Genomic DNA, 15,642 nt, shown 5'->3' on the forward strand with positions numbered 1-15,642 from the left:
AACCCTTTCTGTGATTTCACAGATAGAAAAAATACTTTTTTGTGTTTATTGAAATATATGATTTTAAAAGTTATCTGCACTGGACTTCCTAAATAAATATAAAAGAATAGGTATGATTTTAGATAATAAAAATTAGAGATGAAAACAATAACATTGCTACTTAGTATTAAAACAAATGGTAGTCCCCAAAACCTAGGTATAGAAGAATAAAAGGTAATCCGTTTCTTCTTGTCTAGCTACGAAAAGCGTTTTGGAATATATGATTTGGTCTTACTTGTTGTTTTCTATAAAATATTCCACATTACCAGTTTCTATGTCAAAATAAGGTGCTCTACCAATATAATCATATGGTAAATTATTAATAGGAAAATATCTCGTAGTGAGCAGATCTTTTAATTCTTGAATATCTTTTTTGGTCGCTGGAATATTTGGTGTAGATGTGAACATTTTTTTTCCAATTTCTACTATTGCCGCTCCAGCAGCTGCATTACCAACTCCAGCAAAACTCATTTTTACTTTTTGGGGATGATATTCTGGTTTTACTTCAGAGGGAGTTAAGCTTTCCTCTGAAATTTGCGGTAAATTATTTTTCTCTACGACTTTATTTTGCGGTTGTTTTTCATACCAGTGCCTACTTCTGCAAGAACCACTGCAAAATTTTTGTGCACCTCGTCGTTTAGGAACATAATCATCCCCACAATGTTGGCAAATTTCAATTTTTTTCATATTTATACGTAAATTAAACGTTAAATTTACGTATAAATATAATTTATTTTATTTAAATGCCAACTTTAAAAACACTTTTTAAGATGCTGATTTCTGCTTTTTCTGCACTAATAGGTGGTTGCTTTTTGATTTTAGAACGTGTTTTTATGGTGTATTCTGTACTAGTTAATTTACCTTCTGATAAACTACAATTCAACTCTTCCTTTTGTTTCTTAAAAATTACATTTTTTAAATGGGTATAATGGGTTTTAAGTAAATTTTCAAGTTCAGGATTATGGTCAATTCTTATATCTGTTTTTGAGCTGAAATGTTTGATAAACGTATTTAGATGCGATTGGTAATTGGTTTGCTGTAATTTAAAAAGGCCAGTAATTTGACTATCACATTTTACAAAAGTATTAAGGTTTATAGTTAACCAATTGGCTATATAGGTTAATGTTTCTATTTGCTCTAAATACCTATCAGATATATATTCAAATTCAATGGCTTCCAATTCTTTCTTTTTCTTTAGCAATTCGAACATGTTCTGTTCTAAAGTCGCATTTTTAAAAATGGTTTTTGAATTGTCGCGATCTTCAGTTAATAGGATAGGGCCTTTATGGTAATCCAGCACAAAAACCGTATTAAAATGACGTTTATTGGCAAAAAAATCGATTTTTTTAAAAGCTTCTAAAAGTAACGGTGAATCTGGAAAGAAAAATATGAAATCAACCCACAAATGTTTTAGTAGCTCAAAATATGTCTCTTGTAAATTTATTTTAGTCATGTTTGGATTTTAACATTTCAGAATAATCCTCAGGTAATTCAGCATCAATATCTCGTAGGTATTTTTCTAGCGCAGCCATGGTTGAGTGCCCCGTGATAAGCATTAATTTACTTTTAGCCTCGAAAGGAGAGGATTCTTTTACCAGTGCCCTATAGAGTTTAGTAATATAGGTATGCCTAAAGCTATATAAACCATAATCTGTGCCTAAATTAAAATGGTCTTTGACAACTTTTTTAAAGCGTTTCGAAAAGTAATTTCTTTTATTAATAATGGCAGTGTCCCAATCGGCTCCAATCTTTTCAGGTGTAAACAGCATTGCTTCTTTATCTAAAGCAGATAAATCAGGCAAATCATTCCATAAAATTTTAGGTATGATTTTAGTCTTTAATGGACTGTTTTTGGCTCTAAATTGAATGGTGCGGTTAACCAAATCGATATCCTTCACTTTTATTCTGCAAACTTCAATAGGTCTTAAAAAGTTGTAAGATATAAACTTTATATACAATAATAGTATAGGGTCATTAACCTGTAGATGCTTAAAAATTGCTTGCTGAATTTCTACCGAATAGGTTTTATTTCTTTCAGGGGTTGATTTTAAAACAGGAATTTTTTTGATAAAGTTTACTTCAATAATGTCGTTATCTTCTAAAACCTGCATTAAACTACTAAGGTCAGTTCTATAATTATTTCTGTTGCGGGCACTTGTTCGCTGTAGTGTGTCATTTAAAAATGCGGAAACGAGCTTTTTGTTAAGTTGATTTATGTTTTTTACCTCTGGCACATTGTCGTTTATCCATTTTACAAAAGAATCGACACGGTTTTGGTATCCTCTGGTTGTCGTTTTACTTAGTAATTGCCTTTTTATATTTAAAGAAAACACGAAAGCTTCTTTAATAGGCATACTAGTAGCTTCTACCAATTCGGTTTTCTTTTCTTCAGCCTTTGTATTATTTGTGCTTTTCGTTTTGGTTTCTGAAGTCTCTTTTTTAGAATTTAATTTGTTGTATAATTCCGTGTTATCTTCAAAAGGGTTATAACCTAGTTTTAGAAGTTTTATTAACGTCTTTCTGTAAATCGTTAAGGCTTCCATGCGTTCTTCTTTGGTTTTGTATTTATTAACATCGCCATAGAAGGGTGTAACACGTTTTAATTTTCCTGTTTTTGGATTTCGAAATGAAAAATAAACGTACCAACGTTTACTTAAATCACCTTTTGCAGTGTAAATTTTAGGAGCTGTGAAATTCTTTTTTTGGGACAAATCGTATGCAGTTTCGTATTCACTTTCGTATGCAAATGTAAGGATTTGTTTAGATGTAAACATAAAAAAACGGTTTAACAAAGGTTAAACCGTTAGTTTTGAATTGATTACATTTTGTAGCGAGAGCGGGGCACGATCCCGCGACCTCCGGGTTATGAACTCAACAATCGTGTTCACTAAAACACATTTACTGGGGTTCACAGCGCCCAATTTCTTATAATCGTGTTCACAAACGTGTTCATGTTTGTGTTAAATTTTATTATTTGAATGCAAATTAGTTTTTATTATAGATAAAAAAAAATTATCTAAAATATTAATTCACAACTTATTCAGAAAAGTCTATGTGTTATTGATTAAAGACATTATTAATTAAGAAAAGAATAAGTTGGTTTAAATTACAAATTAAATTTTGATCAGTTTCCCCCTATAATAGAGCCATGTCCCCCCTTTGTAGAAGCTTTTAAGTAAATAACTTGCATGTAGATTCAAAACTATTCGTTATTATGGCTTTAAATTATTTTAAATTCTTAATTATCATTTTTCTATTTCCCGCTATCGGTATAGCACAAAACCCAAGTACATTATATCAAAATTGGAAAGCTTCGATGGATAATCGAAAGGATACCGACCCTAATAATGATTATATACCTATATTACCCGACTTTAGTTATGCTGGATATCATAATGGAGAGAGAGGATTACCATCGGTTTTTACACAAACCTATTTTAATGTAACTGATTTCGGAGCTATAGCTAATGACAATGTTTCAGACAAAGATGCGATTATGGCAGCGATTTCTGAAGCCGAACAAAATCCAAATGGAGGGGTAGTATTTTTTCCACCGGGGCGATTTATAGTTAATGATGCAAATGTGGATAATCTATCTGAAATAATAAAAGTAACTAAAAGTAACGTTGTAATTAAAGGTAGTGGCTCTGGTGATGGCGGTACAGAATTGTACCAAAAAGATAATACCACGCATCCTGATATGGAAACCAAAGATTGGGTATGTCCCTACTTAATTCAGTTTACTAATAATGAGGATTCGGTAAATAATTATATAACTGATGTTACAGAAAATGCTGAAAGGGAAACTTATACCATTAATGTCGCTAATACTTCTAATATTTCAGTAGGGCAGTGGATAGAATTGTATGTGAAAAATTCATCGTCATCATTTATAGCCGAAGAATTAGCTCCTTATACCAGCGCAGATCTTTTTGAACCCCAGAATTTAAAACTAGTAAATAATGGAGTAGAGGTACGGGAAATTCATAAAGTAGTTGGAAAAACAACTAATACTATTACTTTTAAAGAACCTATACACCGAGCCATTAATGCTGCCTATAATTGGAAAATAAATAATTTTGCTGTTTTAGAAGAAGTTGGAATTCAGGATTTAAAATATACCGGAGGGTTTGTTTGGAAACATATCCATCATAGAGCTCCTCAGGAATTATACCCTGGCGAACCAGTAGGCGGACCTCATGCTTATTTGAGTTCGTCTGGTTGGAGTGGTATTCAATTCAATCATGTTGTAAATGGGTGGATTACTAATGTTGAATTTTCGAATATGTCACAGGTAGCACAGTTTAAGTTTTCAGGATATTGTTCTGCATTAGATAATGAATATACTGGAAACCCTGGACACAATTATATTAGTACAAATTCAGCTACTGGGTGTTTAATTGGTAGAAATTTAGATAGTACAATAGGTATTTGGCATGGTTGCGGTTTAAATGCAGTATCAATAGGAAATGTAATTTGGAGAAATGAAAATCCGGTTAATGGTAATTCCGGAATGGAGGTTCACGCCAGTCAGCCGCGCGCCAATTTATTTGATGTCTGTAAAGGCGGGTTCTTCTTTAATATGGGGGGCTCTACAGGAGCTTTACCAAACCATTTAAAAAATTTGGTTTTATGGAATTTTGAAGGTGTATCTTACCAAAGTACTGAGGTAAAATCCTGGAGGCCAAATTCAGAAACTAAGTATGCTAAATTTTTAATGCCTATTATTTCAGGTTTAAAAGGATTTACTATGTCTGAAGAACCTAATCAGTTTCAAGAAAATGAGTCACCAGGAATTCATGTCGATGAAGAGTCTTTATATGAGGCACAATTAGCCTATAGGTTAAATGGTAATTTACCTAATTGGGTAACGAGAATTAATTCAGTTAGTGGAGTAGAAATGTCTCAGCAAGTGTTAGATTTAACTATTGGCGAACAAGCTATTTTAGAGGCTACGGTGCAGCCAGAAACAGCTGATGATAAAACTGTAAGTTGGGTTTCAAATAATGAAACGGTAGCTACCATAGATTCAGAAGGTAGGATTACCGCATGGTCTCCGGGAGTTGCTATTATTACTGTAACTACCAATGATGGTAGTTTTGTAGCTACCTCAAATGTAAATGTCAATAATGTGGCTCTAAATAAAAATGTAGTAGTATCCAGTGAACCTCAAATAGAAAACCCTGGTACTGCAGCTGTAGATGGTGATTTTGATACAAGGTGGTCTGCCGAAGACTTTCCACAATGGCTTGAAGTCGATTTAGGAGCACTTAAAACTATTTACAAAACTGAACTAGTGTGTTTTGAAGACAGAGCTTATCATTATACTATTGAAGCTAAGTCTGATTTAGAAACTTCCTATAACAAAATTGTCGATAAAAGCAGTAATACGGAGGGAGGATTTCAAAACAATCCAATTACTGATGAATTTGTCCCTGTTAAAGCCCGATATATAAAAATTACAGTGACAGGAGCTGATTCATACAGTGGTACTTGGGCAAGTATTTTGGAATTTCGAGTTTTTGATCGGTCATCTTTAAGTACTACTGATAGGAGTTTAGATAACGTTATAATTTACCCCAACCCATTCACTTCACAAATTAAATTAAGACATTTGAACGCAAATTTTAAAACTCTGAAGATAACGGATGTAATTGGAAGGGAGGTTGTTAGTAAAAAGATAAAAGATATGAATGAGGTTGATGTAACTGTAGTTAATGAAACCAACCCCGTAGGTATTTACATTTTAAAATTAATAGGAGAAGGAGTAGTTAGAACGTTTAAGTTGGTGAAAATGTAATCATTGGTTTTCACAATGGCTTAATATAAACACAACCCTCCTTGTTGAAAAATTTTTCAACAAGGAGGGTTGTGTTTACTTCACTATGTAAACCTTTAAAGGGGTATTAATACATTTTGAAAACGAGTTTAAATAATTTTCCCATTGTTTTTTATCCATAAACTGCTTGCTCTTTTTCCATCCAAAACCTGCATAATAGACTACCTGATTGTTTTTAACCTCTAAATGTACATAAGCATTACTTAAATCTTTTATTTCCGTATCATACTTTTCAAACTCTAAAAAGGTGTTTTTGGAGGCAATAATTGCTGTTCCTAGTTCTGAATCATCGTGGGGTTGCCAATAACTAACCCATCCCATATCATTATTCCCTGTGACTTCACCATCTTTTTCATGAAGCGTTAAACCCGCATAAACGTCCTGAATACCATTTATTGTTATAATAAACTTTGATAGGTTGTTACCTTTATCAAGATTAATAATTTTCGATTCCGAGATAGATTTGCCATCAGCATCCCAAGTATCATATTTTAAATAAAAACTAGTGCGTATAGGGCCATTTGCAATGGTTTTACATTCAGTGTAGTTTTTTGAAAAGTAAAATGTCGTATCAACTTTTGCTGCTAAACCGCCAACACCTCGGCTAACGCCGACATGAAAATTATCAAGGCCTTCACCTGTATCTTCATGGTATGATCCAGTGCCTTCAATGGTTTTTTTGTACCATTTATTAATCACGGGATAATTTACACGTTTTAGCCAGGCATCAATACCACTTGAAAGCGTTCCTTTTGGATTTCCTTCTACAGCTAGTTTTTGAGCTGCCGGACCATAAACTCTAAAGGCTACTTTATCATTTTCCCACGTATAATCATCAGTTCGTTCAGGAACAAATCTGGAATAACAGATTGCTTCAGTTTCAGGAATAATGATACTAGAATCATATACAATTTCATAAATAGTTTCTGAATTGGCTGATATTTTTGGTTGAAAAAGAATAATATCACTTATTCCATCGTCATTAGCATCAATGGTTTGCGTAGTTTCAAAATCACATGTTTTGGTATTTCGAATTCTAATTTTATCCAGGCTTTCAAGGTCTAAAAAAGCCTTAGTTAATTCAATTGTCTCAAACGATCTGTCTACATTTAAAGTGTTTTGAATTTTAATAGATAAAGTTTTTGTTTTTTTTGTACAAGACGTGAGTATTACAAATCCAACAAGTAAGTACGATATTATGGTTTTATATAGATTCATAATATTAAATTTCGTTAGATGGTTTTCCAATAGTAGCCAAAATACCGCCATCTACATATATTATTTGTCCGTTTACAAAGTTACTTGCATTTGAACTTAAGAAAACAGCAGCACCTTGTAGATCTTCTGGAGTTCCCCAGCGGCCTGCTGGAGTACGACTAATAATAAAATCGTTAAAAGGGTGACCATCAATTCTAATAGGAGCTGTTTGACTAGTTGCGAAATATCCGGGACCTATTCCGTTGGTTTGAATGTTATGTTTAGCCCATTCTGTCGCCATACTTTTCGTAAGCATTTTTAAACCTCCTTTTGCAGCAGCGTAAGCACTTACAGAATCTCTTCCAAGTTCACTCATCATAGAACAAATGTTTATAATTTTACCACTACCTCTTGTAATCATGTTTTTTGCGACATATTTTGATACAATAAAGGGGCCAACCAAATCAACTTTTACAACAAGTTCAAAATCTGGCACTTCCATTTCGATAATAGGTGTTCTTTTAATGATTCCTGCATTATTAATTAAAATATCTATAGGGCCTACCTCTTTTTCAATTTGTTTTATAGCTTGTGCCGTTTTAGAATCGTTGGTTACATCAAAAACATAACCATGAACATTAAAGCCTTCTGCTTTGTATTCCTCGATGGCCTTATCCAAAGGCTCTTGTAAGTTATTATTAATAACTAAAGTTGCTCCAGCATGTCCTAAACCTTTTGCCATAGCCATACCTAAACCATGAACTCCACCTGTTATTAACGCTGTTTTTCCTGTTAAATCAAATAAATTAATTGACATAATAAATAATTTTAAAATTATATAGTTTGAATAGTTTGTACAATAATTATAACCAGCAAGTTTTAGGGGAGTAAATTAACTTGCTTTTGTTGGAATTAGTGCGAATGTAGATAATTCTTTTATTTTAAAAAAGGATTTTTTGACAAAATGTGCTCGAACACATTATTTTATTGTGTTCGAGCACATTTTATTGATATAATCTTATATTTGGAATGTATTATTGAAAATGGTTATTAATTATAATACCTATATTTGTCATAATATTTTACATGATTTAATTAGAGTTGACGAATTATGAGAATTAAACTACATAGCTTGTTCATTATTTTTTTTGCGTTTCAATCAATAAGTTTAGCGCAGAATGATATAAATGGATTTAAATCATTGAAATTTAGGCAGTATTCATTGAATGATGGGCTGTCACAAAATTCTGTTTTAGCTATCGAACAGGATAAAGTTGGTTTTTTATGGTTTGGCACTCGAGATGGTTTAAATCGGTATGATGGTAGAGAATTTCATACTTATAGACATAGCTCTCAAGATTCGCTTAGTTTAAGTCATAGTCTAATTAAATGTATATACGAGGATGCAAATCAAAACTTGTGGATAGGTACGATTGATGGTTTAAATAAATACAACCAAAATAGCAATTCCTTTGATAGATTTTATTTTGAAACTATAGATAGTTATGAAAACAATGAAATTTGGAGCATAACTCAAGCAGATGAGTCTTCCTTATGGGTAGGTACAAGTGGAGGATTAAAAAAGTTAGATCTTATAACCAAAGAGTTTATTTCTTTTAAATATGATGAAAAGGACAATTTCTTTTTTAGAAGTCCAGTGAGGGCTTTACTAAGGATTGACAATAAATTATGGATTAAAACAACCGAACAAATTGGTGTTTTTGATGTTTTAACAGGAGTAGTAAAATATTATAATTACCCTGAACACTCTCCAAAAGAGCTGAATAAAAATAATATTTCGACATTATACCAAGATAAAAATAAAAATATTTGGCTAGGGTTTAAAAATGGATTGGCTCAATTAGATAAAGAAGATGATACTTTTAGGTTTTTTAAGAATCTTGATAAATTCAATCAATCAAACCTTACTGATGTAAGAAGTATTCAAGAAGATAACAAAGGAAATTTATGGGTGGGTACTTATAATGGTCTTTATATAATTAATCTAGCTAAATCTTCAGTTTCGCACTATGTCCATGACGAAAATAACCCCAACAGTCTTAGTCAAAATTCTATTTATGATATTTTTAAAGATGAAAAGGGAGATATTTGGTTAGGTACTTATGCAGGAGGTATTAGTTATTTTGATCGGAGCTTTGATGTTTTCAAACATTTCGCTTCGGGGGCTAATAATACTAAATTAAATTATGGGGTAGTAAGTTCAATAGTCCAAGATTCTCAAGGCAATTTATGGGTTGGAACAGAAGGAGGAGGTATTAATTTTTTTGACGCTTCCGAAGGTATATTTAGATATTATATGAATGAACCTAATACCCCTAATAGTTTAAGTGCTAATAATGTAAAAACCATCATTCAAGACCAAGAAGGTGGATTTTGGATTGGTACTCATGAGGGCGGATTAAATTATTTAGAATCAACCAAAAAACCATTAAAATTTAAGGTTTATAAAACTAGTCCAAAGGATACCAATAGTATTAGTGATAATAGGGTAATATCTTTACTGGAAGATACATACGGTAATATTTGGATAGGAACTTCGGGTGGCGGAATTAATGTTTTAAACAGGGAATCTGATTCTATATATAGAATTAAGGACGCACAAGGTTGGGTGGGTAAAATTATTTATACCATACACGAAACTTCTGACAAGAATAAATTACTTATTGGTGGAAATATAGGTTTATGTGAGGTTGATATTCAGAGTAAGAAACTTACAAAAATTAATTATATGGGCAGAAATCCTGAAGCCCATGCCACCAGAGCTGTTTTGGGTGTTTATGAAGATGAACAGGGGAATCTTTTAATAGGAACAGAAGGAGATGGTCTTTACCATTACAACAGAAAAACAAAGTCTTCAAAAAAATATGGAACACAGCAAGGGTTACCTAACGACATTATATATGGTATTATCCCAGACGAGCAAAATAATATTTGGCTGAGTACGAATAACGGGTTAAGCCGAATTAATCCAGAAACCTTAGAAATTAAAAATTTTAATAGTCAAGATGGATTGCAGAGTAATGAATTTAATTTTGGCGCTTATTTAAAAAATAAACAGGGAGAATTATTTTTTGGTGGAGCGAATGGTTTTAATGTATTTAACCCTAAAGATATAAAGCAAAACATTTACTTACCGCCAGTTTCAATTACTTCCATGCAGGTTAACAATAAACCTTTTCTAAATATTACTAATGAGACGAAGGAAGTTACTTTAAAGTACAATCAAAATATTTTTAATCTAGATTTTATAGCATTGAGCTATTCCCAGCCTTTGAAAAATAAGTATGCTTATAAGTTAGATGGGTTTGATGAAAATTGGAATTACATTGGTAACAAAACATCGGCGACTTACACAAATATAGACGCCGGAATCTATAATTTTAAAGTAAAAGCCTCTAACAATGATGGCTTATGGAATGATGAAGGAGATTCTTTAATTATTAAAGTGTTACCTGCCCCTTGGTTTACATGGTGGGCTTATTTACTTTATTTACTCTTGGCATTTGCAATATTTTGGCAAATAAGGAAATATAGTTTAATAAGAATAAAAGAACGTAACGAATTAAAACAGGAGCGTTTAGAAAAGGAAAGGATAGAAGAAGTCAATAAATTGAAGCTTCAGCTGTTTACCAATATTTCTCATGATTTTAGAACACCGCTTACTCTAATTATCGGTCCACTGGAACGATTGTTAAAAATTGATGATAGAAATAATTTTATTAGAAAACAGCATGAAATTATGTATAGAAATGCGAGCATTCTTATGGAATTGATAAATCAGTTGCTGGATTTTAGAAAAAATGAATCTGGTAAGCTAAGTTTAAAAGCCTCAAAAGATAATATTGTTCCTTTTTTACAAGATATTAAACAGGCATTTAATGAATTGGCAGAAGTAAAACATATTAATTTTAGTTTTTCCAGTACAGAAGAAGAAATAAATGTTTGGTTTGATAAGACACAACTTAAAAAAGTGGTATTTAATTTGTTATCGAATGCCTTTAAGTTTACGCCTGAACAAGGGACTATTTCATTAAAATTATCCACTGTCAGCAAGTATCGAAATGACTCAGAAAAGCAATACCTTAAGATAGAGGTGATTGATAATGGCAAAGGTATACCTAAAAAGAATGTAAAATTTATTTTTGATCGTTATTATCAATTAGGGGAACGCACTGGTACAGGAATAGGTTTGGCTTTATCAAAAAACTTGGTTGAGTTGCATAAGGGAGTTATTAAAGTAAAAAGTAAAAAGGGAAAGGGGACTACTTTCAAAGTTTTATTACCATTTGGAAAAGAGCATTTAAGTAAAGATCAAATCAAAAAGCAATCGCAAACTGATCAGTCCGAGGAGCTTTATAATATCGAAAAATCTGTCTATGTGGAAAAAGAACTAGTCCCTTTTAAACTAGATCAGGAAGAGACCACGGCAATTGATGAATCTTTGGCAACTTTATTAATTGTTGAAGATAATTATGATGTCCGCAGTTTTATTAAATCCATTTTTGAAAAATCTTATAATATTTTTGAGGCGCCTAATGGAAAGGAAGCTATTAGCATAGCTAAAAGACAGGAAATAGATTTGATTATAAGTGATATTATGATGCCAGAAATGGATGGTATGGAACTTTGTGAAACTATTAAAACTAACATTAATACTAGCCATATCCCTATAATATTACTTACAGCCAAAACATCACAAGAATTTCAAAAGGCTGGATTTTCTACAGGTGCAGATGCCTATGTAACTAAACCTTTTGATGCTGAAATTTTAAAATTGAGAGTAGAGAATATATTGGCCTCAAGAAAAAATCTTATTGATAAATTTAAAAAAGACGTCATACTTCAACCTAAAGAAATAACTGTAACCTCTGCCGATGAGTTGTTTCTAAAAAAGGCAATAGATTTAGTTGAGGAAAATATGACAAATACTGAGTTTACAATTCAGGATTTTATAGAAGGAATGGGTATGAGTCGATCTGTACTTTACAGAAAACTAAAAGCGTTAACAGATCAGTCAACTTCGGAATTTATTAGAACCATAAAATTGAAAAGGGCCGCACAACTTATTGAGCAAACCCAAATGACTATTTCCGAGATTGCTTTTGATTTGGGTTTTAATGATTTGAAGAATTTTAGATCTTCTTTTCAGAAATTATTTGATAAGCTACCTTCTGAATTCCGAAACCAGAAATAATAGGAATTTTACCATGAGAGCCCGTCTTTATTGAGCTTTTTTACTAATTTGAACAGGAAACCTCGGTTAAATAAGCATATACCCCCCTTTATTCTCCGTAATTGATTTATAAGTTTGGGTATGAATAAATCAAACACAAACAAAACTTAATTTAATGACTAAAATGAAAAATCAGTTAAAGCTGTTTTCAGCAAAATTTAGCAGCAGGAATACAATGCATATTGTTTTTCTGTTAATAATGGTAATTAGTAGCCTTTCTGCTTATGCCCAGGTAAAGACAGTTACTGGTACCGTTGTAGATGAGATTGGATTGCCACTTCCTGGAGTAAATTTGGTTGAGAAGGGGACAAAAAATGGAGTGAGTACAGATTTTGATGGAAACTTTTCGATACAAGTAACTCCGGAATCTGTTTTGGTCTTTACTTTTATGGGATACAAAACCATTGAGATTACTGTAGGGCAACAGTCTAAAATAAGCGTAAGCATGGCTCCCGATTTACAGCAGTTAGAAGCCACTGTTGTTGTTGGGTATGGATCGGTAAAAAGAAAGGATTTAACAGGCTCAGTGGCATCAGTAAATATGGATAAATTAAAGGAAGCTCCTGTTGCAAACTTTGATCAGGCTTTGGCTGGTCGTGTAACAGGCGTACAAGTAGGAGCCGATACAGGAGAGCCTGGTGCAGGATTAGAAATTACTATCCGAGGAAAAAATACGGTTAATGGGGATAATTCACCGCTTTATGTTCTAGATGGGTTTATTATTGAGGATTTTAATCCTGGTATTTTAAACCCAACGGATATTCAAAGTATTGATATTTTAAAAGATGCTTCGGCCACAGCTATTTATGGAGCACGTGGAGCAAATGGAGTGGTTTTAATAACTACTAAGCAATCTAAATTAGGAAAGACAAAAGTTACTTACGAATCGCGATTAGATGTAAAGAATGTAGCTAATAAATTAAATGTGTTACCAGCATATGAAGCAGTAAAATTAGCTGAAGAAATTAACCCGATTGGTGCGGCGTCTCGTTTTTATGTAGATGACAATGATAATGTTGTTGGAAGTCTTGAGGATTACAGAAATTCACCTTCGGTTAACTGGCAGGATGAAGCATTTAGAACAGGATTTTCAAAATCACACACACTTAAATTAGGAAGTGGTACCGATGTAACAAAGTTAAATGCTTCATTAAATATGTTAAACGATGAAGGGACCTTACTAAAATCTGAATACAAGAAAATAAATGGTAGGTTAAACTTAAGACATAAAATAAATAAAAAATTAGATGCAACGTTAAATGTGATTTATGCCAATACGCAGCTTCAGGGATTAGACACAAAGGGTAATACTGCCTATTCGTTCATGAGAAACCTAATTACATATCCTAATGTAGTCAATAAATTTAAAGATTACGGAGATGCTAATCCGCTTTATGGAATAAATACAGATGAATTTGATATTAATAATATTTTCAGCTGGCACCCTATAGTCTCATTAAATAATGAATACAGAAAAAGGGAAACCAATCAATTTATATCTAATCTTGCTTTGCGCTATAAAGTGATACCAAGTCTTACATTCGAATCAAAAGGTAGTTATAATGGAGATTTTAGAAGAACAGGTATTTTTAATAACAGTAATACGGTATATGGTAGGTTAATTAACCCTATAAATGGAATTAACGGAACCATGGATTATCAGAATTATAAAACGCTGTCGGCTATTAATACTTTAACTTTTAATAAGACTTTTGGGAAACATGATGTAAACGTATTGGTAGGGCATTCACTTAACGTAAGAACGATTACAAGAAGTTTTACCCGAGCGATTCAAATTCCACAATATGCCGAAAGTCAGGGAATCAATTCACTGGATGAGGGAACACTATCAACTACCGATGATATTAATGGAAGTGAGAAATCAAGAATAGAGTCACTTATGGCAAGAGCAAATTATTCATTTGCAAATAAATATTTATTAACGGCATCCATCAGGCGTGATGGCTCTTCAAGATTTGCACCAGGTCACAATATTGGATATTTCCCTTCTTTGGCATTAGCTTGGAAAGCTGAAGAGGAGTCGTTTATTAAAAGTTTAGGATTCATATCTCAGATGAAATTTAAGGCTGGATATGGTAAAACGGGTAATGACAGAATACCAGGGGAAGCCAGATTCGATTTATTTACTTCAGATTTAGCATCCTACTATATTGATGGATCCGAGGTGTTAGGCCAAAGACCAACCTCTTCTGGAGCTAATCCTAATGTGCAGTGGGAAATAACAGAAATGTATAATGCCGGCGTTGATCTAGGTTTTTTTGACGGAAGAATATCAACAACCGTTGAGGTATATGAGAAAAATACGGAAGATTTGCTAATTAATGCGGATACGCCTCCAACTTTGGGAATTAGTACTATATGGAAAAACAGTGGAACGGTTAGAAATAGAGGTTTGGAAATAGCTCTAAGTACCATAAACATTGATAAAAAGAATTTTAAATGGGTAACAGATTTCAATATTTCTTTTAATGAGAATAGAGTAATGTCTTTGCCAGATGGTAAACCTATATTCGGAAACCCAAGGTATTATCAAAGATATAATTCTAACCAGTTTATTGTTCAGGAAGGACAGCCTTTAGGTAATATGTTTGGTTATATTTCAGATGGCGTATATCAACCTGAAGACTTCGTAAACTATAATCCAGATGATGCTACACATGTTTTAAAAGCAGGACAACCAGATTATGATGGAGGTTCGGCTATTCGCCAGCCAGGAGACGAAAAATATAAAGATTTAAATGGTGACGGAAAAATAACAGCAGATGACAAAACAGTAATAGGCAATGGTTTACCAGAACATTTTGGCGGTTTAGGAAATACATTTTCTTATAAAGGTTTTGACTTAAGCGTGTTCTTTCAATGGTCCTATGGAAATGATATATTAAATGCCAACCGACTTATTTTTGAAGAAATGGCTTATTATGCGCAAAATCAATATGCGACCGTAATTAATAGATGGACGCCAACAAATCAAAATACAGATTTGTTTAGAGCTGGTGGAAGAGGCTTTGAAGATGTTTCATCACGAGTAATTGAAGATGGTAGTTATATTCGTTTAAAAACAATTAACCTGTCTTATAATTTTTCTAAGGACCTGGCCGAAAAGCTAAGCTTAAATGCGGCTTCTATTTATTTGTCTGCACAGAATTTAATTACCTGGACAAATTATAGCGGCTTTGATCCCGATGTATCGGTTAATAGGTCTCCAATTATGCCAGGTGTTGACTATTCGTCTTATCCTGTTACAAGAACAGTTAGTCTTGGTCTTAATTTAACTTTTTAAACGCGCAAT

8 protein-coding genes are annotated in these 15,642 nt (G+C 32.7%); 3 read left to right on the plus strand and 5 right to left on the minus strand.

All coding sequences use genetic code 11. The annotated features are described in order from the left end of the window. Window positions 1–270 precede the first annotated feature (270 nt). Genes ICJ83_RS05740 through ICJ83_RS05750 form a run of 3 tightly spaced genes read right to left on the minus strand, consistent with a single transcriptional unit; the run spans window position 271 to window position 2,813 of the window. A complete protein-coding gene (locus tag ICJ83_RS05740) occupies window positions 271–726 on the minus strand; it encodes a hypothetical protein (protein WP_188229422.1) in 456 nt (151 codons plus the stop codon). A 52-nt stretch (window positions 727–778) separates the two neighbouring features. Further along, window positions 779–1,492 (minus strand): hypothetical protein, encoded by a 714-nt coding sequence (locus ICJ83_RS05745; RefSeq protein ID WP_188229423.1) that lies wholly within the window; start codon window positions 1,490–1,492, stop codon window positions 779–781. After that, a complete protein-coding gene (locus ICJ83_RS05750; RefSeq protein WP_188229424.1) occupies window positions 1,485–2,813 on the minus strand; it encodes a tyrosine-type recombinase/integrase in 1,329 nt (442 codons plus the stop codon). Before ICJ83_RS05750 ends, ICJ83_RS05745 begins: the two co-directional genes overlap by 8 nt. A gap of 440 nt (window positions 2,814–3,253) precedes the next feature. Here ICJ83_RS05750 and ICJ83_RS05755 point away from each other — a divergent pair, with 440 nt between their 5' ends. Then, window positions 3,254–5,839: a DUF4955 domain-containing protein gene (locus ICJ83_RS05755; RefSeq protein WP_188229425.1), complete on the plus strand. Its 2,586-nt coding sequence runs from the start codon at window positions 3,254–3,256 to the stop codon at window positions 5,837–5,839. A gap of 75 nt (window positions 5,840–5,914) precedes the next feature. On the opposite strand, the gene ICJ83_RS05760 is transcribed toward ICJ83_RS05755, so the two are convergent. Then, window positions 5,915–7,096, minus strand: coding sequence for a DUF4861 family protein (locus ICJ83_RS05760; protein WP_188229426.1), 1,182 nt, complete (start codon window positions 7,094–7,096; stop codon window positions 5,915–5,917). A 4-nt stretch (window positions 7,097–7,100) separates the two neighbouring features. Further along, entirely contained in the window at window positions 7,101–7,892 is a 792-nt protein-coding gene (locus ICJ83_RS05765; RefSeq protein WP_188229427.1) for a gluconate 5-dehydrogenase, read from the minus strand. A gap of 294 nt (window positions 7,893–8,186) precedes the next feature. Here ICJ83_RS05765 and ICJ83_RS05770 point away from each other — a divergent pair, with 294 nt between their 5' ends. Together ICJ83_RS05770 and ICJ83_RS05775 are read left to right on the plus strand one after the other, a co-directional pair. Then, complete coding sequence (locus ICJ83_RS05770) at window positions 8,187–12,290, plus strand: hybrid sensor histidine kinase/response regulator transcription factor (RefSeq protein WP_188229428.1); 4,104 nt, start codon at window positions 8,187–8,189, stop codon at window positions 12,288–12,290. Between the two features lie 154 nt (window positions 12,291–12,444). Then, window positions 12,445–15,633 (plus strand): SusC/RagA family TonB-linked outer membrane protein, encoded by a 3,189-nt coding sequence (locus tag ICJ83_RS05775; RefSeq protein ID WP_188229429.1) that lies wholly within the window; start codon window positions 12,445–12,447, stop codon window positions 15,631–15,633. Window positions 15,634–15,642 lie beyond the last annotated feature (9 nt).

Source organism: Aestuariibaculum sediminum (assembly GCF_014596945.1).
Lineage (GTDB): Bacteria > Bacteroidota > Bacteroidia > Flavobacteriales > Flavobacteriaceae > Aestuariibaculum > Aestuariibaculum sediminum.